This is a genomic window from Buttiauxella sp. A111 (assembly GCF_014189855.1).
GTDB classification, from domain to species: domain Bacteria; phylum Pseudomonadota; class Gammaproteobacteria; order Enterobacterales; family Enterobacteriaceae; genus Buttiauxella; species Buttiauxella selenatireducens.
Genome location: NZ_BJFN01000001.1, coordinates 890,897 through 913,625, shown reverse-complemented (window position 1 = coordinate 913,625; position 22,729 = coordinate 890,897). Strand labels below are relative to the sequence as shown.

Annotated in this window: 20 protein-coding genes; 10 read left to right on the top strand and 10 right to left on the bottom strand. The window is 50.2% G+C overall.

Features of this window, described 5'->3' with window-relative positions; translation table 11 throughout:
• The first annotated feature begins 41 nt into the window (after positions 1-41).
• A complete protein-coding gene (locus tag BSPA111_RS04080; protein WP_183269902.1) occupies positions 42-425 on the top strand; it encodes a biofilm formation regulator BssR in 384 nt (127 codons plus the stop codon).
• 106 nt (positions 426-531) lie between these two features.
• A complete protein-coding gene (locus BSPA111_RS04075; RefSeq protein WP_183269901.1) occupies positions 532-1,650 on the top strand; it encodes a PQQ-dependent sugar dehydrogenase in 1,119 nt (372 codons plus the stop codon).
• A gap of 3 nt (positions 1,651-1,653) precedes the next feature.
• On the opposite strand, the gene BSPA111_RS04070 is transcribed toward BSPA111_RS04075, so the two are convergent.
• Positions 1,654-2,280, bottom strand: coding sequence for a glutathione S-transferase family protein (locus tag BSPA111_RS04070; RefSeq protein ID WP_183269900.1), 627 nt, complete (start codon positions 2,278-2,280; stop codon positions 1,654-1,656).
• Between the two features lie 248 nt (positions 2,281-2,528).
• Between BSPA111_RS04070 and dacC the strand changes: the two genes are divergently transcribed.
• Entirely contained in the window at positions 2,529-3,734 is a 1,206-nt protein-coding gene (gene dacC / locus BSPA111_RS04065; RefSeq protein WP_183269899.1) for a serine-type D-Ala-D-Ala carboxypeptidase, read from the top strand.
• 3 nt (positions 3,735-3,737) lie between these two features.
• On the opposite strand, the gene deoR is transcribed toward dacC, so the two are convergent.
• Both deoR and ybjG read right to left on the bottom strand, forming a co-directional pair.
• Positions 3,738-4,502, bottom strand: a complete 765-nt coding sequence (gene deoR / locus BSPA111_RS04060) for a DNA-binding transcriptional repressor DeoR (protein ID WP_183269898.1) — start codon at positions 4,500-4,502, stop codon at positions 3,738-3,740.
• A 90-nt stretch (positions 4,503-4,592) separates the two neighbouring features.
• A complete protein-coding gene (ybjG, locus tag BSPA111_RS04055) occupies positions 4,593-5,201 on the bottom strand; it encodes an undecaprenyl-diphosphate phosphatase (RefSeq protein ID WP_183269897.1) in 609 nt (202 codons plus the stop codon).
• Positions 5,202-5,400: 199 nt separating this feature from the next.
• Between ybjG and BSPA111_RS04050 the strand changes: the two genes are divergently transcribed.
• On the top strand, positions 5,401-6,621 hold the full coding sequence (locus BSPA111_RS04050; RefSeq protein ID WP_183269896.1) for an MFS transporter: 1,221 nt from the start codon (positions 5,401-5,403) through the stop codon (positions 6,619-6,621).
• 89 nt (positions 6,622-6,710) lie between these two features.
• Here the strand turns inward: BSPA111_RS04050 and BSPA111_RS04045 are convergent, their stop codons facing one another.
• From BSPA111_RS04045 to metG, 4 genes are all read right to left on the bottom strand, one after another.
• Entirely contained in the window at positions 6,711-9,299 is a 2,589-nt protein-coding gene (locus BSPA111_RS04045) for an autotransporter outer membrane beta-barrel domain-containing protein (protein WP_183269895.1), read from the bottom strand.
• Positions 9,300-9,705: 406 nt separating this feature from the next.
• Positions 9,706-12,051 (bottom strand): autotransporter outer membrane beta-barrel domain-containing protein, encoded by a 2,346-nt coding sequence (locus tag BSPA111_RS04040; protein WP_183269894.1) that lies wholly within the window; start codon positions 12,049-12,051, stop codon positions 9,706-9,708.
• Positions 12,052-12,498: 447 nt separating this feature from the next.
• Positions 12,499-13,173, bottom strand: coding sequence for a helix-turn-helix domain-containing protein (locus tag BSPA111_RS04035; RefSeq protein WP_183269893.1), 675 nt, complete (start codon positions 13,171-13,173; stop codon positions 12,499-12,501).
• A gap of 262 nt (positions 13,174-13,435) precedes the next feature.
• Positions 13,436-15,469 (bottom strand): methionine--tRNA ligase, encoded by a 2,034-nt coding sequence (gene metG, locus BSPA111_RS04030; protein WP_183269892.1) that lies wholly within the window; start codon positions 15,467-15,469, stop codon positions 13,436-13,438.
• A gap of 271 nt (positions 15,470-15,740) precedes the next feature.
• Here metG and apbC point away from each other — a divergent pair, with 271 nt between their 5' ends.
• Entirely contained in the window at positions 15,741-16,853 is a 1,113-nt protein-coding gene (gene apbC, locus BSPA111_RS04025; protein WP_183269891.1) for an iron-sulfur cluster carrier protein ApbC, read from the top strand.
• Positions 16,854-17,014: 161 nt separating this feature from the next.
• Here the strand turns inward: apbC and BSPA111_RS04020 are convergent, their stop codons facing one another.
• Positions 17,015-17,437 carry a GNAT family N-acetyltransferase gene (locus BSPA111_RS04020; protein ID WP_373925615.1) on the bottom strand — a complete coding sequence of 141 codons (423 nt, stop codon included), beginning with the start codon at positions 17,435-17,437 and terminating at the stop codon, positions 17,015-17,017.
• 138 nt (positions 17,438-17,575) lie between these two features.
• Between BSPA111_RS04020 and BSPA111_RS04015 the strand changes: the two genes are divergently transcribed.
• The 5 genes from BSPA111_RS04015 to BSPA111_RS03995 all read left to right on the top strand — a co-directional run bounded on the left by BSPA111_RS04015 (position 17,576) and on the right by BSPA111_RS03995 (position 21,104).
• A complete protein-coding gene (locus BSPA111_RS04015) occupies positions 17,576-19,264 on the top strand; it encodes a sensor histidine kinase (RefSeq protein WP_183269889.1) in 1,689 nt (562 codons plus the stop codon).
• Positions 19,258-19,986 (top strand): two-component system response regulator BtsR, encoded by a 729-nt coding sequence (gene btsR / locus BSPA111_RS04010; protein ID WP_183269888.1) that lies wholly within the window; start codon positions 19,258-19,260, stop codon positions 19,984-19,986. Before BSPA111_RS04015 ends, btsR begins: the two co-directional genes overlap by 7 nt.
• Before the next feature lie 56 nt (positions 19,987-20,042).
• Entirely contained in the window at positions 20,043-20,306 is a 264-nt protein-coding gene (locus tag BSPA111_RS04005; RefSeq protein WP_183269887.1) for a type II toxin-antitoxin system Phd/YefM family antitoxin, read from the top strand.
• Positions 20,290-20,559 carry a Txe/YoeB family addiction module toxin gene (locus tag BSPA111_RS04000; protein ID WP_183269886.1) on the top strand — a complete coding sequence of 90 codons (270 nt, stop codon included), beginning with the start codon at positions 20,290-20,292 and terminating at the stop codon, positions 20,557-20,559. Before BSPA111_RS04005 ends, BSPA111_RS04000 begins: the two co-directional genes overlap by 17 nt.
• A 68-nt stretch (positions 20,560-20,627) precedes the next feature.
• On the top strand, positions 20,628-21,104 hold the full coding sequence (locus BSPA111_RS03995) for a DUF1456 family protein (RefSeq protein ID WP_183269885.1): 477 nt from the start codon (positions 20,628-20,630) through the stop codon (positions 21,102-21,104).
• Between the two features lie 39 nt (positions 21,105-21,143).
• Here the strand turns inward: BSPA111_RS03995 and BSPA111_RS03990 are convergent, their stop codons facing one another.
• The gene (locus tag BSPA111_RS03990; protein ID WP_183269884.1) at positions 21,144-22,112 is read right to left on the bottom strand and encodes an XdhC family protein; all 969 of its coding nucleotides are present in this window, start codon (positions 22,110-22,112) and stop codon (positions 21,144-21,146) included.
• Positions 22,099-22,689 (bottom strand): NTP transferase domain-containing protein, encoded by a 591-nt coding sequence (locus BSPA111_RS03985; RefSeq protein ID WP_183270289.1) that lies wholly within the window; start codon positions 22,687-22,689, stop codon positions 22,099-22,101. Before BSPA111_RS03985 ends, BSPA111_RS03990 begins: the two co-directional genes overlap by 14 nt.
• Positions 22,690-22,729: the final 40 nt, after the last annotated feature.

The following is a 22,729-nucleotide window of genomic DNA, read 5'->3' as shown; positions in this document are numbered from 1 at the left end:
AAGTGTGTGTTATCAGTTCTCATCACACGGGGGATAAATGTATGACTGGGGAGTCACTCAAGCGCGATCTCTTGAAAAAGATGATTATCGCCAAAATAGACGTAGCTGCTTATCTCTCATTGAGAAAAGCGAAAGGCTATATGTCTGTGAATGAAACCGAGCATCTGCGGGATAACTTGTTCGACTTGTCTACTGAGTACCGTGAAAAGTCTTTACGCCTCAAATCCCATCTTAGCGAACAAGAAATGGCGAGCATCCATCAGGGAATAAATGCGGTATCGTCAGCCGCCGTTTGCCTGATGACCGGGTGTCACGATTGCCCGCAATATATCGCCATTGATGCCGATAAACTGGAAAACTGCCTGCAGCAACTTTCCGCCAGCTTGAAAGATATTATGGGTCACCAGCTGGCAGTCGAAAGTTGAAATTTCGAGGGGAGGCAACTCCCCTCTGGTAAAGTTTTTGTAAAACTCCCATTTCTGAATGTCTTGAAAGCTAACCTTATCGGGTAGAACCGAAAAGGAGAAAGCTATGCCACGGCTGCCGTTCCGCTCATTCATTACCGCGTCTTTACTGCTCTGCGCAAGCGTTACGCTGGCCGCTGACGTTAAGGTGCAGGTGCTGCAAAGTAAGCTCGACCATCCCTGGTCGTTAGCTTTTCTGCCCAATAATCAGGGGATGTTGATTACGCTGCGCGATGGGCAATTACGTCGCTGGCAGCCCGGTGAAGGGTTAAGTGATCCGATTGTCGGTGTGCCAAAAGTTTGGGCGCATGGGCAAGGGGGCTTGCTGGATGTGGTTTTGGCGCCAGACTTTGAAAAAAGTCGCCGCGTCTGGCTGAGTTTTGCTGAGGCCAACAGTGATGACAAGGCCGGAACGGCCGTTGGCTACGGCACGCTGAGCAACAATATGCAGCGTCTGGAAAACTTCAACGTCGTCTTCCGCCAGATGCCAAAACTTTCTACCGGTAACCATTTTGGCGGACGGATGGCGTTTGATGGCAAAGGTTATTTGTTCATCGCGTTGGGTGAAAACAATCAACGCTCGACGGCGCAGGATTTGGATAAGCTACAGGGCAAACTGGTGCGTCTGACGCAAAACGGTGATGTGCCACCCGATAACCCCTTTGCCGGTAAACAGGGTGCCAGAAGTGAGATCTGGTCGTATGGGCACCGTAATCCACAGGGCATGGCGTTTAATCCCGCTAATGGGGAGTTGTGGCTCAATGAACATGGCCCGCGCGGCGGAGATGAAATCAACGTGGCGATGCCGGGCAAGAACTACGGTTGGCCAATTGCTACGTGGGGCATTAATTACAGCGGATTGCCGATCCCTGAAGCAAAAGGTGAAATTGTGGCGGGCACCGAACAACCGCTTTATTACTGGAAAGTCTCTCCCGCTGTGAGCGGTATGGCGTTTTATCACGCCGACAGATTCCCGCAGTGGAAAGGGAAGCTGTTTGTGGGGGCGCTCAAAGAGAAAAACCTGATTGAGCTGACGCTCTCTGGTGACAAGGTTCAGGCCCAAAAACGGTTACTTGATGACAGAGGGGAGCGAATTCGTGATGTGCGCGTCGGCCCGGACGGTTATCTGTATGTCCTGACCGACGAATCTGACGGGCAATTACTGAAACTCAGCCCTGCGAGTTAGTTTTTAACTCAATGGAATCATGACTATTTTCTTGAACGCCGGGCGCTGGGTCAGTTGCTGATACCAGTGTCTCAGGTTAGGGAAATCATTCCACTTGATATCGAGATTAAGCAGGTTGTAGACACTCGGCGCCAGCGCAATGTCGGCAGCACTGAATTCATCGCCACCCAGCCACGGCTGCTTTGCGAGCTCAGCATCTACGATGGCAAACAGTGAATTACACTGAACGATGCTATCGGCAATCAGCTTTTCATCGCGTTGCTCAGGTGCGACGCGTACCAGGCTGATAAAGACGCCACGATGCGGGCCAGCAAGCGAGGTTCCCGCCCAGTCCATCCATTTTTCACCGCGCGCACGTGCCGCAGGTTCTGCAATCCATAGCGACTCTTTGCCATACTGCGCCGCCAGATAACGCACGATGGTATTGGACTCCCACAATGTCAGGTCAGTGGCGTCGTCGTGAATACACGGCACCAGCGCATTTGGGTTCATCGCCAGATATTCCGCATCATGAGTTTTGCCAAACTTACCGCCAGCCGGAATCGAGCGATATTCCACGCCCAGCTCTTCCAGGCACCACAATACTTTCTTCACATTCGTTGAATTGTCTCTGCCCCAAACTGTGATCATTTTGTTTCCTCATTGTTAGTTTGCACCTCAGTATGCCGTGCGCTGGCGAAGAAAACAGCACGTAAGCTCAACAGCGGGTAAAAATCTTATCAACGTGGCGGCAAGTCGCGCAGTTATCGAATAAACTTAAAAAACTTTACCAACGTTATGTTTCTTTAAGCGATTCCACAGGCTAGTTTACTGGCAACTTGAATTTTCGGGTAACGACGCGCGTCGTGACTTTTTTAGAATGGATACTGGGTGGTGTTATGAAAACTTTGCAAATCCCTGCTTCGCTACGATCATTACTCGCAGGTACGACCCTGCTGTTGATAGCCGCGCCTGCGGTGAGTGCAGAACAGACTGCTGACGCACCGCAAGTTGATGCTAAAGCCTGGATCTTAATGGATTACGCCAGTGGCAAAGTGTTGGCGGAAGGAAATGCCGACCTCCAATTGGATCCGGCGAGTCTGACTAAGCTGATGACCAGCTATGTGGTTGGCCAGGCCATCAAAGCGGATAAAATCAAACTGACCGACATGGTCACCGTCGGAAGAGATGCCTGGGCTACCGGTAACCCGGCGCTGCGCGGTTCTTCGCTGATGTTCCTCAAGCCGGGCGATAAAGTCTCGGTTGAAGATTTGAATAAAGGCGTGATCATCCAGTCCGGCAACGATGCCAGTATTGCGATTGCAGATTATGTCGCGGGCAGCCAGGATTCGTTCGTCAGCCTGATGAACAACTATGCGCAGAAGCTGAATCTCAAGAACACCACCTTTAAAACCGTACACGGCCTGGATGCGCCAGGGCAGTTCAGTACCGCGCGTGATATGGCGTTGCTGGGTCAGGCATTGATTCACGACGTGCCAGAAGAGTACGCCATCCACAAAGAGAAAGAGTTCACCTTTAACAACATCAAGCAGCCGAACCGTAACCGCTTGCTGTGGAGCTCGAACCTTAACGTTGACGGTATGAAAACCGGCACCACTACGGGCGCAGGCTATAACCTGGTGGCATCCGCAACCTCTGGCGACATGCGCTTAATTTCCGTGGTACTGGGAACCAAAACCGACCGTATTCGTTTCAATGAAAGTGAAAAATTGCTGACGTGGGGCTTCCGCTTCTTTGAAACGGTCACGCCGATTAAACCGGATGCCACTTTTGTTACGCAACGCGTATGGTTCGGTGACAAAAGCGAAGTGAATTTGGGGGCAGGTGAAGGTGGTTCGGTCACGATTCCGCGCGGCCAACTGAAGAACCTGAAGGCCAGTTTCACCCTCAATGAGCCGCAACTTACCGCTCCGCTGAAAAAAGGCCAGGTTGTGGGCACTATCGACTTCCAGCTTAACGGCAAATCAATCGAGCAGCGCCCTCTGATGGTGATGCAGGCCGTGGAAGAGGGTGGTTTCTTTAGCCGTATGTGGGACTTTGTGATGATGAAGTTACACAGCTGGTTCGGTTCCTGGTTTGCTTAATATTTACCAGTTGAGTTCAATATTCTCTGACGCGGCGTAGTCAACAAACGCCGCGTCAGGTTTTTCGTTGCTGATAATCAAGTCAAAAGCAGAGACGGGCCCCATGCATGCGGCGCGGACTTTGCCAAATTTGCTGCTGTCCACCACCAACACTCGCTGCTGTGCCATCGCTAACGCCCAGTGTTTTACCGGCAATTCATCCAGATTAAAACAGGTCGCCCCATGGCGAATGTGGATCCCTGCTGCGGAGAAAAAAGCGATATCCGGGCAAAAGTTATTCAGGCATTCCTGGAAATTAATCGGTTTGAAAATCGCATTGCTGGCGTGAAATTCACCGCCGCTCAAAATAACCCGGCAGCCCGGTTTGTCCTGCAACGCCAGAAAAGTGTTTAACGAATAGCAAACCCCGGTGAATTGCAGATCGTCATCTATGGCTTCAATGATGTACGGCGTCGTGGTGCCACAGTCAAAAAATACCGTTTGATGCGGGCGCACCAAAGCCGCTGCCAGACGCGCAGCATGGCGCTTTTCCTCGATGCGGCGGGTTTTCTGATCGCTTAACAGGTAGTGATTGGCGGTGACGCTACGGGGTTCGAGAACCACATAACCGCCTAACAGGACAACCGGCCCAGCGTCATTGCTCAGGTCACGGCGAATCGTCATTTCAGAGACACCCAGCAAAGCAGACGCTTCTTTCAGGTGAATTTTGTCGCTGCGTTTAAGCGCCTGAATCAGGCGGTTGATGCGTTCGTCGCGCCGGGTTTCCATAATGTGCAACTAAACCTTTTTGTTCCCTCTCCTGGGGGAGAGGGCTAGGGTGAGGGCGTTATTAAACGCATATTACCTTTGCAAAAACACTTAGTCACGCACCCAACCCTTGCGGATGAACGGGGCAAAACAGAAACGATATGCCTGATGCAGGCGCGCGTATATCTGCTTACCGAACAGGTTCCATGTTATTTGAGCCAGCAGACAAGAACACAGGCCCACCAGTAAACCCCCGAGCATATCCAGCGGCCAGTGTACGCCGAGGTAAACACGTGACCAGGCAATGGCGCAGGCGAGGACAAACAACACCAACCCTGACCACACTCGGTGCCAGAGCAAAAATGCCAGTGCGAAGGTGAAAATCACCGTGCCATGGTCGCTTGGGAAAGAGTCGTCCGGGGCATGATGGAGAAAGTTGTAGCCAAACCCGCTAACAAACGGCCTGTCATGCGGAAAGATATGGCCAATAACCCAGGATAGCGACACGCAAATAAGTAGGGCCATCGCGGTCTTGATGATCATCATTCGTTGGGCGGTCATTTGTTTGCGTTCGCCCCACAGCCACAGAATGGCAATCAGCAGCGGTACGATGCTTATCAAATCTTTGGCGATAAAAATCGCAAGTTTTATGAGCCACTCAGGGGATTGCGGCGTGGCGTTAATCAGCAAGAAAAGTGTCTGATTGAGTTGTTCGATCATAACGTTATGAGTTCCTTAACCCGTCAAATGAAGATGATGCCGTACACCCTGCATCGTGACCATAGGACGACAGCCTACTTTGGGCTTCTTAATAAAACCTTAAACAACTCAACGATTGCCCTGGGTAAATAACAATTCACTATCTACCCCGAAGACAATTTATTACACTTCGAACGTTTTCTTTTCTCTTGAGTTTCTAATGCAAAATAATAAGCGACTGGGTCGCCAGGCACTGCTGTTCCCGCTGTGCCTGGTACTCTATGAATTTTCTACGTATATCGGTAATGACATGATCCAGCCAGGCATGCTGGCGGTGGTCGAGCAGTACAACGCGGGAATCGAATGGGTGCCGACATCCATGACGGCCTATCTGGCGGGCGGCATGTTTTTACAGTGGCTGCTTGGGCCGCTATCAGACCGTATTGGCCGTCGTCCGGTGATGTTGACCGGCGTGGTGTGGTTTATCGTCACGTGTCTTGCCACGTTGCTGGCACAGAACATTGAACAATTCACCTTCCTGCGGTTCTTGCAGGGGGTCAGCCTGTGCTTTATTGGCGCGGTGGGGTATGCCGCAATCCAGGAATCCTTTGAAGAAGCGGTGTGTATTAAAATCACGGCGCTGATGGCGAACGTGGCATTGATTGCGCCTCTGCTTGGCCCGCTGGTGGGGGCCGCATGGATCCACTACGCACCGTGGGAAACCATGTTTGTGCTGTTTGCGGCGTTGGCGGCGTTTTCGTTTTACGGATTGCACCGTGCTATGCCGGAAACCGCGACGCGTCTGGGCGAGAAGCTGTCGCTGCGTGATTTAGGCCATGATTACAAACTGGTGCTGAGCAACGGGCGTTTTGTCGCAGGGGCACTGGCGATTGGTTTTGTCAGCCTGCCGCTGTTGGCGTGGATTGCGCAATCGCCGATTATCATCATCAGCGGTGAAAAACTGTCGACCTATGAATACGGTTTACTGCAGGTGCCGATCTTTGGCGCGTTGATCCTCGGGAACCTGGTGTTGGCGCGTTTAACCTCACGCCGTAGCGTGCGTTCGCTGATTATTATGGGCGGCTGGTGGATTGTGCCGGGTCTGGTGGTGGCGGCTGTCGCAACCGTTGCGTCCTCTCATGCGTATCTGTGGATGACCGCCGGGCTGAGTATTTATGCCTTTGGCATCGGCCTTGCCAACGCAGGTCTGGTACGCCTGACGCTGTTCGCCAGCGACATGAGCAAAGGCACGGTATCCGCCGCGATGGGCATGTTGCAGATGCTTATTTTCACCGTCGGCATCGAGGTGAGTAAGCATGCTTATCTGTTTGGTGGCAACGGTTTGTTCAGCCTGCTGAATTTGCTGGGTGGCGTTATCTGGCTCGGGTTGATGTTTGCTTTTTTGAAAGATAAAAGTGTCGGTAACAGAAACGATTCTTAAGATAGTTTCGAGAAAAAAATACCCCAGCTTGTAGTTGGGGTATTCCGGCAAAAGGTGTTGGGAAAGCCTTAGGTTTTCGACGCTATAGGCTAGAACGTAAATTCGGCACCCAGATACGCGTGGACTTCGTTGCTCACGTCACTGGCCACTAACGTATCGACTTTGGCGGTGGCGCTCCAGTTTTTGCTCAGGGTGGCGTTCACCCCTATGCCGATGCTGCCACCGTTCAGGTTCTGGCCGTTGAAGTTATAGTCTGACGTATTGAAATGCGTATCATCGGAGAAGCGCCCGACGTAAGCCGTTTCGATGTATGGGCGTAATATCTGGCCGCTTTTCAATGTGATCGTTTTACCCGCTTTCACGCCCGCACCGGCAAAACCTGTGCTGTATTTGCCTTCGGACACATGGCTGTACCCGTCGCTGTATGCATCGGTTTTCGTCTGGCTGTAACCTAAAATGCCGTACGGCTGAACCCACCAGTCATTCGCCAGATTAATCTGCGCACCGACGCGTGCCTGCCATAACCACGATTTACCGTTGTAATCGCCACTGGCACTAACATTGCCGTCTTTACCGGAAGCGGAATAGGTCATGTCGCCGTAAGTCGCGGTGGTATCAGCAAACAGGTGCCAGTTTTTGCCTTCCGCCTGATGTTGCGTCCAGCCGGCATACAGGCTGTAGTAATTACCGTCGATGTCATTGCTGCCGTTGCTGCTGGTGACATCCAGGTTGTTATGCAGATAACCCAGACCCGCACCGACGGTGACTGCATCACCGTTAGACAGCGCCCATGAAGTATCAGCGCCTAACTGGAAGCCGGAAATTTCGTTGCTGTACTGTGTGGTGCCCGCTTTACGGTCGCCGCCGGAATAAATGCCGTCCATCCAGACATTGTTGCCTGACGCCTGTGGGCCGTTTTCACCCATATGACGGGCGTCCAGATGCTGGGTCACGCTGTTGGCGATGCGGTGGATCATATCGTCACTGGCTAACAGACCAGCCTGTGCAGCCTGCAAATCCGCAGCAACTTTCGGTTCAGGTGTTGGTGCCGGGGCTGGAGCGGGCGCTGGGTCTGGCGTTGGAGCTGGATTTGGCTCAGGCTCAGGATTGGGATTAGGCGTTGGGTCAGGAACAGGATCCGGGATCGGGTCAGTGCTGAACGCGATGCTGTAATAACCTTTATCCGTCAGTCCTTGTTTGCTGCTTTCATCGGTGACCTGATAATTAATGTGGTCCAGAATGTAAGAGCCGCTGCGCACAGAATCCAGAACAGAATTCGCGCCGACTTTGTTGGCGATAGTGACGTCTTCGCCGTCGTTGAAGAAGAAGTAGGACGATTTGCCAGTATTCACCAGTGACGGGTCGACATAATTAATATAGGCATTGACCTGGTTAAAACCGGTAATGCGCTGGGAGCTGTCGATATCTTCCCCGCCGATAACGCCGCCGCCGTTCACATTGAGCGTTAACGAATCGTCAGCCGCGTTATCGTGAGAGGTGATATTCCCGCGAAAAGTGGTGTTGGCGATATTCACCGTGGTGTTTGTCACATCACCGGCACTGTCTGCGGCGCTGTCGACATTGATATTGCCGTTCAGTTGGGCATCATCAATATTCAGCAACATATTGGAACCCATCAGATCGGCGTTGCCATTAATGACAGAACCGTTCGTCAGATTAATAGCGGCGTCACCTTTATTCATATCCATCGCACCGACAGCCCCGTTAATCTGGCTGTTGGCGATATTCAGCTGCGCTGAACCTGTGGCGCCACTTTGATTGGAAGCGGTAGTCGCTAAAACCATATATTTCTGGTCATCTGCGCCAGCAATACCTATCTGGCTATCGGCAATATTTATTGTTGCAGTTGCACCGGCACCCGTATTCGCAATGTACATCTGAGCGGCATTTGAGAGCCGTGAGTGAGTGATATTCAGCGTGCTGTCTGTTGCTGTGGATACTTGCACGGATGATGACTTATCAGGCGTGGCGGAATCGATATTGTCGAGTGAGACAGATGCAGAGCCATGAAGTGACTGAACATTAAGCTGGTCATTAAAGGTGCTGTTTTTAATCTCGGTATTAAAGTCACCATTTTGGACATCAAATAAACCACCGTCAAAATGACTGTTGTCGGCGTAAAGCGACAGGTTCGCATTGGCGTTGATCGACACTTTATTGCTGAAGTGCGACCCGACGAGGCTCGCTTGCCCGGGAGCATCACCTTGTTGCACCACATCTAAAGAGTTAAAACCGCTTTCTGTTTCAAAATCGCTGTCGGTGATATTGACGTTTGTTGTATCGCCATTAACCGAAACGCTCCTTCCCTGGAATTGCAGATTATCGGCATTAAATGTTGCTGTTCCGCTATCTTTATTGGCCTGAACAACAATGGAAGATGACGCTGATTTTGTATTATCGGTAACGTGGGTATTTGTCAGATCAACGTCGGTGTTACCGTCGGTTGAGGTGGCATTAATAGTATTATTAAATGTGGTGCCGTCTGCATTTAATTGCAGATTGTCGGGGCCAGAGTAAATAACAGAATCGTTGACAGTTTCATTACCATAATTCAAAGGTTGTGTTTGAGCATGAGCACCATTTGCGATAGCCAGAGATATTAAAGAAGCCAGGATTAACCTTTTAGACTGGCACGAATAACGTGTTAAGTTTTTCATTGCGTTAATTATTCCTTCACGAATGCATTATCCATTCGTTGTTCACCGATGGATTAAGTTCGATTAATGACAGAAATTGAATTGCGCACGTTTTCGCTTTCTTTAGCAGGTTAAAGCGGTATTGGCGCTAAAATGAAATCCCACATTCGCTGAGGGATTTCATGGCGTCAGAATAGCCACTTTCTCTTTTCATTTCCCGTCCACTATTGGATGGCAATGAACGCGAACAAATATGCGTGGGTTATTGAAAATTAGCATTGTATTGATGTGGCTTATGTTTTTATGGGGTCCGCGAGCAGAACAATTCGGTTTTATGTGAGGCGTTAAAAAATAAATTTTCTATAGCCATACTCAAGAAGCAGACACAAAAAAGGCCGCTTTCGCGGCCTTACTGTTTTCGATGTTATTAAAACTTAAGCTCTGCACCCAGATACGCATGCACTTCATTATTCACGTCACTGGCAACGATCGTATTCACCTTCGCAGTCGCGCTCCAGTTTTTGCTCAGGGTGGCGTTCAGGCCTGCGCCAATGCTGCCGCCGTTAAGGTTCTGGCCGCCGAAGTTATAGTCTGACGTATTGAACTGCGTATCATCGGAGAAGCGCCCGACGTAAGCCGTTTCGATGTACGGGCTTAATGTCTGGCCGCCTTTCAGGGTGATGTTTTTACCGGCTTTCACGCCAGCACCTGCAAAGCCTGTGCTGTATTTGCCTTCAGAAACATGGCTGTACCCGTCGCTGTAAGCATCGGTTTTCGTTTCGCTGTAACCGAGAACGCCGTACGGCTGGACCCACCAGTTGTCGGCCAGATTCACCTGTGCACCGACACGCGCCTGCCACAACCATGAATTACCGTCGTAATCGCCGCCCGCTTTCAGCGTGCCGTCTTTGCCCGACGCGGAATAGGACATGTCGCCGTAGGTTGCAGTGGTATCAGCGAACAGGTGCCAGTTCTGGCCTTCGGCCTGATGCTGTGTCCAGCCGGCATACAGGCTGTAGTAATTACCGTCGATGTCGTTGCTGCCGTCGCTGCTGGTGACATCCAGGTTGTTATGCAGATAACCCAGGCCCGCGCCCAGCGTTAACAAATCACCGTTAGACAGCGCCCATGAAGTATCCGCACCCAACTGGAAGCCGGTGATTTCGTTGCTGTATTCCACGCTGCCCGCAGTACGGTCGCCGCCGGAATAAATGCCGTCCATCCAGACATTGCTGTTGGAGGTTTGTGGGCCGTTTTCACCCATATGACGGGCGTCCAGATGCTGGGTCACGCTGTTGGCAATGCGGTGGATCATATCGTCACTGGCTAACAGCCCGGCCTGCGCAGCCTGCAAATCCGCGGCAATTCTTGGCTCCGGTTTTGGTGCTGGTGCTGGCGGAGTAACAGGGTCCACCGGAGTGACAGGTGTCACCGGGTCTACGGGATCAACAGGCGTCACCGGGTCCACTGGATCAACCGGGTCTGGGATGGGGTCGGCGCTAAACACAATGCTGTAATAGCCTTTATCCGCCAGCCCCTGTTTAGCACTTTCATCAGTGACCTGATAATTAATCAGGTCATTAATATAAGAGCCGCTGCGCACCGTATCCAGAATGGAATTGGTTCCCACTTTGTTGGTAATCGCGACTTCTTCGCCGTCGTTGAAGAAGAAGTAAGACGCTTTACCGGTGTTCAGCAGCGTCGGGTCAACATAATTAATATTGGTACTCACACGGTTAAAACCGGTAATTTTTTGGGAAGTGTCTACCGTTTCACCGCCGATAATGCCGCCATTGTTGACATTCAGCGTTAAAGAATCATCAGCAACATCGTTAGTTGAGGTAATATTCCCGCGATATGTGGCGTTGGCGATATTCACCGTCGTATTTGCTGTATCCGTTGCCGTGTCTTTAGTATTACCTACAGAAATATTTCCAGCGATAGCAGATTTATCAATATTTATCTCTGTCGTCGCGCCCTTTGCGCTGATATCACTGTTAACCAAACTGCCATTTGACAGATTAATACGTGTATCACCAACACTGTCCACCTTGAGAGGGGCCATAATTTGATAATTATCGATATCGATAGCGCTGTCTGTGCCAGAGGAAACAATGACAGACTGAGCAGAACCTTTTGGTTGTTCAACGCTGGTATTGCTAAGTGATAATGAGGTAGCAGTACCACTTACAAAATTCAGCGCACCTGTGAAGGTGGTATCTTTAATATCAGCCGTCGTTTCCCTTTTACTCGTGCTTGTAATACTACCAAACTGGCTATCGCTGACGGTCAATAACTGGTGTGATACGCCAAATCGTGATGCACCGGCAAAGCTTGAACCGGTGATATTCGTGGTTGCGATCTGTGCGTCAACGTTAACAACGTCTTGCTTGATATCTAAGGAATAATATGCCCCTGTGCCTACAGTGGTATTGGAAATATCGACATTTGTTGCACCATTGGCATAAACGTATAATACTGATCCTATTGTAGACGTTTTTTTGAAATCACTGTCGGTGATTTTTACATTAGATATTCCATTATTCAGATCTCGACTCGTCCAACTGCTGGTAACACTCAATGAATTATTAAAAGTTGATTTATCTACTGTGACATTTTGCACGCCTATACCGTTTAAATAAACAGAATTATTAACAGTCTGATTATTATAGCTGTAATCTTGCGCATGCACATGATTGGTTGCCGCCACGGATATTAAAGAGGCGAGCATCAGTTTTTTGGTGTGACGTGGGTTGGGTGTTCTTTTTTTCATGATTTAAATCCTTCTATATTTGCTATTCGACAGCTAATTAATCTCATGCGCGCTAAGTTTTTATTTACAGGAGATAAATACAGAGTCAGACAGGGTTTATTGTCATTCCTTATAGGGAATATACCCGTCATACTTCAAGCTGCTTATGCGTTGGCTGCATCCGCTCACCCCAGTCACTTACTTAAGTAAGCTCCTGGGGATTCTCAGATTTGCCGCCTTTAAGCAACTCGAATTATTTTGGGTATAAACAATAAAAATGCCTGAAATTAGCTGGCGCGTCCTAAGATTCTATGCGCCTAGAATACCCTTTTTTTTATTTGAATAAGTGTCCAGTTTTGGACGGAATTAGAATATTTTCAAACAACGGGTTTATTGTTTGATTGTGTTGTATAGAAACAATTAAATAACATATCGCAAACAATTATTGTTGTAATACTCAACCTACCATCAGGCTTTATTCGTAATAATTCCCTGTTCACTGGCATTGGTTTGCATAGGAAGGTTTTTAATTAATTGAATTAATTTGCCATTTTCAACTTTGATAAACCCTTCTTCGCGCAGGGTGGCGATAATTTTCATGACTCCACTGCGCGCCAGATTACTGCGGTCCAGCACGTATTTTGAAATGCTAATTTTAACTCTTTCTTCAGGCTTTAATCTGGCCAGTTCTTCAATTAAGCCACAAACAATATGAAAAGATGTTCTGTGAATCAACAGGTTATTGCGGCTTGCCTGATATTCATTAAGGTAGGTTTGGTACGCCAGTGTTTGTGGGAAGGCATGGTGTTTAATAATGATTTTCAGTGCTTTTTCCCGAGGGAGTACGCTGATTTTTGCGTTTTTCAATGGCTGAAGTTTAAAGAGGGTGTACTGGAAAAGTGACCCTTGTAAACCAAAAATAAAAGGGGCTTTAGCATTGGTCAGCAGCATCATATTCGAACGGTGATAGATGTTAACTTCTCCCTCAGTCACCAGCGCCACTAACAGTTGGTCATTGTTATATAAATGTAAGCTGTCGGCATTTTTCTCCTGAATGGGTTTTGCATAAGGAAGGAGGAGAGAAATAAGTTCTTCCAGTATTAACAGCGGTTTTTCCATTGGCACCAGGGCTGGTATTGTCATTCTGCTAGCATCCATTCTTATAAATATAATAGTCCGGTAAGTATTTTATGAATAACGCGAACCATTATTAAAACAAAACGATTATCAAGCAAGAACATAGACTATCCATATTTAGACAGCTGTAAGATTTTGCTAAAAGCGGATCGCAAGATATGGAAAAACAGGAGGATATAAAGATTTTAAGGGAAGAATTTTAGCGGAGAATATCTTGCGATACTCTCCGCTCATTAACGCGGGATACTGGGGGAGGGCTTTGCTGTTGTTACTTAACCGCCATACCTGCTTGTGCACCGCTATCCGGGCTTAACAGGAAGATATCTTTCCCGCCAGGGCCTGCCGCCATCACCATCCCTTCAGAGATGCCGAAGCGCATTTTACGCGGTGCCAGGTTTGCCACCATAATGGTCAAACGGCCAACCAGCGCCGCAGGATCTGGATAGGCCGAACGGATACCAGAAAACACGTTACGTTTCTCGCCGCCAAGATCCAGCGTCAGGCGCAGCAACTTGTCAGAACCTTCAACAAATTCTGCGTTTTCAATCAGTGCAACTCGCAGATCCACTTTGGCGAAATCATCAAAGGCGATGGTTTCAGCAATCGGGTCATCAGCCAGTGGGCCCGTAACAGGCGCGCTTGTAGCTTTCACTTCTTCTTTCGACGCTTCAACCAGAGCTTCAACCTGTTTCATGTCAATGCGGTTATACAGCGCTTTGAAAGTGTTCACTTTATGGTTCAGCAGCGGGGTGTTGATGCTGTCCCAGGTCAGTTCACAGTTCAGGAAGGCTTCAGCACGTTCAGTCAGCGTCGGCAGAACCGGTTTCAGCCAGGTCATCAGCACGCGGAACAGGTTAATGCCCATGGTGCAGATGGCTTGCAGGTCGGCATCACGGCCTTCTTGTTTTGCCACAACCCACGGTGCTTGCTCATCCACATAACGGTTTGCAACATCGGCAAGCGCCATGATTTCACGGATTGCGCGACCGAACTCACGGCTTTCCCAGGCTTCGCCAATGGTTTGCGCGGCGTCGGTAAAGGTTTTGTACAAGGCAGGATCGGCAATTTCTGCAGAAAGTTGGCCGTCAAAACGCTTGGCGATAAAGCCCGCGTTGCGCGATGCCAGGTTAACCACTTTGTTGACGATATCGCTGTTCACGCGCTGCACGAAATCTTCCAGATTCAGGTCGATATCGTCGATGCGTGAAGACAGTTTTGCGGTGTAGTAGTAACGCAGGCTGTCGGCGTCAAAATGGTTCAACCAGGTGCTGGCTTTAATGAACGTACCGCGCGATTTAGACATTTTCGCGCCGTTCACCATCACATAACCGTGGACAAACAGGTTGGTTGGCTTGCGGAAACCGCTGCCTTCCAGCATGGCTGGCCAGAACAGGCTGTGGAAGTAAACGATGTCTTTACCGATGAAGTGATACAGCTCAGTCGTGGAATCTTTCTTCCAGTATTCGTCAAAGCTCTCGGTATCGCCGCGTTTGTCGCACAGGTTTTTGAACGAACCCATATAACCGATTGGCGCATCCAGCCAGACGTAGAAATATTTACCCGGCGCATCAGGGATTTCAAAGCCGAAGTACGGCGCATCACGGGAGATATCCCACTGTTGCAGGCCAGACTCGAACCACTCCTGCATTTTGTTCGCCACTTGCTCTTGCAGTGCGCCAGAACGCGTCCAGGCTTGCAGCATTTCGCTAAATGACGGCAAATCAAAGAAGAAGTGTTCGGAATCACGCATTTCAGGCGTTGCGCCAGAGACGACTGACTTCGGTTCGATAAGCTCGGTTGGGCTGTAAGTTGCGCCACAGACTTCGCAGTTATCGCCGTATTGGTCTGGTGCTTTACATTTCGGGCAGGTGCCTTTAACGAAACGGTCTGGCAGGAACATGCCTTTTTCCGGATCGTAAAGCTGAGAAATAGTACGGTTTTTAATAAAACCATTCTCTTTCAAACGGCCATAAATCAGCGACGCCAGATCGCGGTTTTCATCGCTATGCGTGGAGTGGTAGTTATCATAGCTAATGTTAAAACCAGCAAAATCAGTCTGATGCTCCTGACTCATTTCGGCAATCATCTGCTCTGGAGTAATGCCTAACTGCTGTGCTTTCAGCATGATAGGTGTACCGTGTGCATCGTCTGCGCAGATGAAGTTAACCGTGTTTCCGCGCATTCGTTGGTAACGGACCCAGACATCAGCCTGAATGTGCTCCAGCATATGACCGAGGTGGATTGAGCCGTTAGCGTACGGCAGAGCGCACGTTACCAATAATTTTTTCGCGGTATGAGCCATAGTAGAAATTGCATCTTCTAAAGAGAAAAGGGCTTTGATGTTAACCGAAAGGCCGCCTCGTGGTAAACCACACAAGGCTATCAGCGAAATTTTATACCCTAAATAATTCGAGTTGCGTGCAGGCGGCAAGTTTGTGAGTCCCTGGGAGCTGACTAAAGTCAGTGACCTGGGTGAGCAAACGCAGCCAACGCACATGCAACTTGAAGTATGACGGGTATCTTCTGGTATGCTTAACACACTGCAATGTCCGACAAAAAAATAAGGAGTCGGGATGAACTCTCAATCCCAGGCAAGCAAATCCCCCGAGCAGCTACGTGCTATGGTCGCAGGGACACTGGCTAATTTTCAGCACCCAACCCTCAAACATAATCTGACCGCCTTAAAGGCCCTGCATCACGTTGCGATGCTCGATGACACTCTGCACGTCGAGTTGTTGATGCCGTTTGCCTGGCGCAGTGGTTTTGAGGCTTTGCAAGAGCAATGCAGCTCAGATTTATTGCGTATTACCGGTGCGAAAGCGGTGGACTGGAAGCTGAGCCACAATATCGCCACGTTAAAGCGTGTGAAAAACCATCCTGGCATTAACGGCGTGAAGAATATTATCGCCGTCAGTTCTGGCAAGGGCGGAGTCGGGAAGTCGAGTACTGCGGTGAATCTGGCGCTGGCGCTGATCGCCGAAGGGGCAAAAGTCGGGATTCTGGATGCGGATATTTATGGTCCATCCATTCCTACTATGCTGGGTGCTGAACACGAACGTCCAACCTCACCAGACGGCACGCACATGACGCCTATCATGGCGCACGGCCTGGCAACGAATTCCATTGGTTATTTGGTCACTGATGAAAATGCCATGGTGTGGCGCGGGCCGATGGCCAGCAAAGCGCTGATGCAAATGTTGCAGGAAACGATGTGGCCGGATCTCGATTACCTGGTACTGGATATGCCACCGGGTACAGGCGACATTCAGTTGACGCTTGCACAAAACATCCCGGTAACCGGCGCTGTGGTAGTCACCACCCCGCAGGATATTGCGCTAATTGATGCACGCAAAGGCATTGTGATGTTTGAAAAAGTCGATGTGCCGGTACTGGGCATCGTTGAGAACATGAGCATGCACGTTTGTAGCAATTGCGGTCATCATGAAGCGATTTTTGGCACCGGTGGCGCGCAGAAACTGGCGGACCAGTACCACACCAAACTGCTTGGGCAGATGCCGCTGCACATTACGCTGCGTGAAGATCTTGATGCCGGTAAGCCGACCGTGGTCAGCCGCCCGGAAAGCGAATTCACTGCGGTTTATCGCCAGCTGGCAGGAAGCGTTGCGTCCACGCTTTACTGGCAAGGTGAAGTGATTCCGGCGGATATTGCGTTTAGGGCTGTTTGATTTGGATTGCCCCTCATCCCGGCCTTCTCCCTGAGGGAGAAGGAGATAACAGAACTGTTCCTTCTCTCAGTAGAGGAGATAACAGAACTGTTCCCTCTCTCAGTACAGAAGATAGCTGAACTATTCCCTCTCCTGCGGGAGAGGGCCAGGGTGAGGGCGATTTACCCCCCAAACCCCATCAAATAATACTCCCCATCCTCGCTATCCCCACGCGATTCAACCAACCAGCCGTGGCGTTGATAAAATTCAAACGCAGACACGTTTTTCACCAGACATTTCAATGTTCCGTGGGAGACAAACTCTGCTTGAACCTTCTCCAGCAACGCTTTGCCGACTCTTTTTCCCTGGTGAGCGGGGGCCACATACAAGCTATGCAGGAAATCATCAACCACCCACACCGAGGCAAATCCCAATAGTTCACCATCCTCTTCTGCCACCCAGATTTGCTCATCCTTCGTGACGCTATCGAAATCCTCTGGCCGCCATGCGCTGCTATCCAGCCATGTCCAGGCGTGTAGACGTGTTTGTAAATAGAGGTCGCGCAACGGCAGACGATCGTGTTCTTCAAAAGATCGAATCAACAAATTGCCTGTCTCCATGGTCAAAAATGCGATGAAATATCTGATTGTGAAATCCAAATCAAAAATTATTGAAACCCTTCAAAGAAAGTTATCACGCATCGTTGTATGTTACGCGCCCATTATTATTCAACGGCAGACGCAATGTACGAATTTAATCTGGTGTTACTGCTGCTTCAGCAGATGTGCGTCTATCTGGTTATCGCCTGGTTGATGAGTAAAACACGGCTGTTTATCCCGCTGATGCAGGTCACAGTCCGGTTACCTCACAAGCTATTGTGCTACGTCACATTCTCCATCTTCTGCATCATGGGCACCTATTTTGGCCTGCACATTGACGACTCCATCGCCAACACGCGCGCCATTGGGGCGGTTATGGGCGGGTTGCTCGGTGGGCCGCTGGTTGGCGGTCTGGTCGGGCTTACGGGCGGGCTGCACCGTTATTCAATGGGCGGCATGACCGCATTGAGCTGCATGTTTTCAACCATTGTTGAAGGGCTGCTCGGCGGGTTGTTACACCGCTTACTCATTCGCCGTGGGCGAAGCGATCTATTGTTTAATCCGCTGACAGCAGGTGGCATTACGCTGGTGGCAGAGATCTTCCAGATGGGCATTATTCTGCTGATTGCGCGCCCATTTGCTGACGCCCTGCATTTAGTGAAAAGCATTGCTGCGCCAATGGTCGTCACCAACACGGTGGGGGCCGCGCTATTCATGCGTATTTTGCTCGACAAACGCGCGATGCTTGAAAAGTACACGTCGGCATTTTCGGCTACGGCACTGAAAGTCGCCGCGTCCACCGAAGGGATTTTGCGCCAGGGCTTTAACCAGGAAAACAGCATGAAAGTGGCTCAGGTGCTGCATCATGAACTGGATATCGGTGCGGTCGCTATCACCGATAATGAAAAGCTGCTGGCGTTTACCGGTATCGGTGCCGATCACCATTTACCCGGCCGTCCCATTTCTTCTGATTACACCTGGCAGGCCATCGAGCGCGGCGAAGTGGTTTATGCCGATGGTAATGAAGTGCCATACCGCTGCTCGCTGCATCCCCACTGCAAACTTGGTTCGACCCTGGTTATCCCGCTGTACGGCGAAAACAGCCGTGTGATTGGCACCATTAAACTGTATGAGGCGAAAAACCGCCTGTTCAGTTCGATAAATCGCACCCTCGGCGAAGGCATCGCGCAACTGTTATCCGCGCAGATTTTAGCGGGGCAGTATGAGCGGCAAAAACAGATGCTGACGCAGTCAGAAATCAAACTGCTGCACGCGCAGGTCAATCCGCATTTCTTATTTAACGCCCTGAATACGCTGGTGGCCGTTATCCGCCGGGATAACGAACAGGCGTGTCAGTTGGTGCAATATCTCTCGACCTTCTTCCGTAAAAACTTAAAACGCCCAAGCGAGATAGTGACGCTTGCCGATGAAGTCGAGCATGTGAACGCCTATCTGCAAATCGAACAGGCGCGTTTTCAGACCCGCTTAAAAGTGCAACTTAATGTGCCACCGTCGCTGGCACAGATACGATTACCGGCTTTCACTTTGCAGCCCATTGTCGAAAATGCGATTAAACACGGCACGTCACAATTGCTGGGCGTCGGCGAAATCACGATTAACGCCTGCCAGGCGGGTGAATATTTGCATCTTTCTATTGAAGACAATGCCGGTTTATACCAACCAAACACCCAAGCCAGCGGGTTGGGCATGAGCCTGGTGGATAAGCGCCTGCGTGCCCGCTACGGCGATGATTGCGGTATTAAAGTGGATTTTGAGACCGACCGATTTACCCGCATTACCCTACGTTTACCTCTGGAGGAAACCCCATGTTAAAAGTGCTGATTGTCGATGACGAGCCGCTGGCGCGTGAAAACCTGCGCATCATGCTGCAAAACGAGCCTGACATTGAAATTGTGGGGGAGTGTGGTAACGCGGTCGAGGCGATTGGCGCGGTGCATCGTTTGCACCCTGACGTGGTGTTTGCGGATATTCAGATGCCACGCATCAGCGGACTTGAAATGGCGAGCATGCTTGATCCTGAGCAGCGGCCCTACATTGTGTTTCTTACGGCTTTCGACGAGTACGCGGTGCGGGCATTTGAAGAACACGCGTTTGATTATTTGCTCAAACCCATTGATAGCAAACGTCTGGAGAAAACGTTGCATCGCTTACGCCATGAACGCGTCGATCAGGACATGACGTTGCTGACGCCGAACCAGGAAGATCTCAAATTTATCCCTTGTACCGGGCAGAGCCGAATTTACCTGCTGCAAATGGACGACGTGATGTTTGCCAGTAGCCGGATGAGCGGCGTGTATGTTACCAACGCGCAGGGTGCTGAAGGGTTTACTGAACTGACGTTGCGCACGCTGGAAAGCCGCACGCCGCTGGTGCGCTGTCATCGGCAATATCTGGTGAATATGGCGCATCTCAAAGAGATCCGCTTTGAAGAGGGTGGCCAGGCAGAATTGATGCTACGCGACGGACAGTTCGTTCCGGTCAGCCGTCGTTATTTAAAGAGTTTGAAAGAGGCGCTGGGGCTGAAAGCGGTGTAGTTTTTATCCAGTAGTTGCCCTATACTTGTACCGTAAATAGCACAAGTGGAGTGGTTATGCAGGTTATTACATTTTCAGAAGCACGCAATCGACTCAAAACCGTTCTTGATGAAGTCGTGGATAATGCCGACATTACGGTTATCACGCGCCGGGATGCAGAAGACGCCGTGGTGATGTCACTGGATTACTACAACTCCTTGATGGAAACCGTTCATTTGCTTAGCTCGCCGGCGAATGCAACGCGCCTGATGGAATCAATGGCCCAGGTCCAGGCAGGAAAAATCTCACGGAGAGAGATTATTGATGAAGACGACGAATAGGTTACTCACATGGACAGATCACGCCTGGGATGATTATCTCTGGTGGCAAATGCAGGATAAAAAAACGTTAAAACGTATTAATAAACTTATTGAAGATGCCAGGCGCTCTCCATTTGAAGGCCTGGGGAAACCGGAACCTTTACGTGAAAACCTGAGTGGTCTGTGGTCCAGGCGCATAAATGACGCGGATCGTCTGGTCTATAGCGTCAGTGACGAATACCTCACTATTTTTCAATGCCGTCTTCATTACTAAATCTGCGCACGGCTTCAGAACGCTATATACTCCCCGCTTTCAAGATTTAGAACGAGAGAATCACCACTATGATGAATAACGACGTATTACGCAGCGTGCGCTACATGCTGAATTTGGGCAATGACGATATGGTGAAGATCTTCGCCCTGACCGACACTGCCGTGACTGCTGAGCAGATCGTCACCTGGACGAAAAAAGAAGACGAAGAGAACTTCAAACTTTGCCCGGATATTCTGATGGCAAACTTCCTTAACGGTTTGATTTACTTCAAACGCGGTAAGGATGAAAGCAAGCCAGCACCAAAAATTGAACGCAAGATGACCAATAACATCATCCTGAAAAAGCTGCGTATTGCGTTTGATTTGAAAACTGATGACGTACTTGAAATTCTGACGACTCAAGAATTCCGCATTTCAATGCCAGAAATCACCGCGATGATGCGTGCACCTGAGAACAAAAACTTCCGCGAATGTGGCGACCAGTTCCTGCGCTATTTCCTGCGTGGGTTAACGGCTCGTGTTCACGTTGAGAAAAAACCAAAGTGATCGTTGGGCGGGTAAGCGCAATGCGCAGCCCGCCATAAATCATCCCCGCGCTTCGTTTTTCCTCTTCACGATATCCGCCATCACCGCCAGGGCAATTTCTGCCGGTGTCTTACTGCCTAATGGCAAACCGATCGGCGCGTGAATGCGTTGAAGCTGAGTCGGGTTCAATTCCGCAATGTTCTGCAAACGTTCCAACCTGCGCGCACTGTTCTTCTGCGACCCCATCGCGCCAATGTAAAACGCGGGCGTATTCACCGCTTCCATCATCGTCAGATCATCCATACGTGGATCGTGCGTGAGCGCGACAATCGCCGTGTTGGCGTGGCAAGCGTGCTGTTCGAGATAGTTCGCCGGAAATTGTTTGAGCAGCGTAATGTCAGATTTTAGAGAGGCGGCGAAATTCTCGAGTGCCTCCGGGCGATTCTCGCAAACCAACACTTCGAAACCCAACGAACTGGCAAACTCAGCGCAGTACAACGCCACGCTCGACAGCCCGGCAATCAGCAGGCGCGGGGCGGCGGCAACGTGCACTGTAACCTGTTGCCCGTGGCGTTCTACCTGAGTGATATCGGCAAATTCGGTGACTTCAAGATGGCGGCAAGGGTCGGGAAGGGTGAGGCATTTTTGCAATGCAAAATGGCCCGTCAGTGCGTCAGCCATTTTTTCGAGATACTGCACATTACCGACTGTGGCTGGCAGATATTCAACCAGAATATCCAGAACGCCACCGCACGGCAGCGCGATACCCGGTTCCAGCCCGCCTTCGCCATAACGCACAATCTGGCTGGCTTGCTGATACTCACCCTGCGCAATACGCTGCAAAAAATCCTCTTCCACGCAGCCACCGGAAAGCGAGCCGCAAAAACGCCCATCGGCGGTTGCAACCATCAATGCGCCAGGTGAACGGGGCGATGAACCGTAGGTATTTAAGACCGTACAAAGCCAGACCGGTTGTTCGGCAAGCCAGGCGCAAGCCTTGCGAATCACACTGATATCAAGATGCTGCATGATTTTTCTCATTCTGTTGAGTCAGCTGTGAAGGAAGGTCGATGTCACGCTGTGATTCGACATCGCTAACATTGATGAAATGCATGTTTTCACCGCGTAGTAACTCACGCGCGCCATTATCGCCGGTTAACTGACAAAGCTTACTAAACCAGACGTGGGAAAAACCCACCGGATGGCCCGGCTGCGCGTTTGCGCAAGGACGTACCAACGGGTGAAACGCCAGAGCCTGCGCCACCTCGACAAAGACCGTAGGTGTGACAAACGGCATATCCGCCAGATGAATCAACCAGCCATCCCAGTGAGGCGTTGCGCCAACACCTGCGGCAATTGACTCACCTAAGCCGCTGCTCTCGATAAGCGTAACGGGAACCTGTTGTGCGCTGCACAACGCTTGAATTTGAATGTTTTCCGGCCGAGTCACCACGTGAACCGCAAGATCTGAGGCCCGCGCATGGCGCAATGTTTGCGCAAACACGCTGTCATCGTTGAGCAACGCATCGAGTTTGTTGCCTTTTCCACCCGCTTTTCGATAGCGTTCTGCACGCCCAGCGGCGGCGATGATAATGCCCGGCTTCATGCTCAAGACTGATTCCTCGATACTTTTTTGTTGCGCTGAG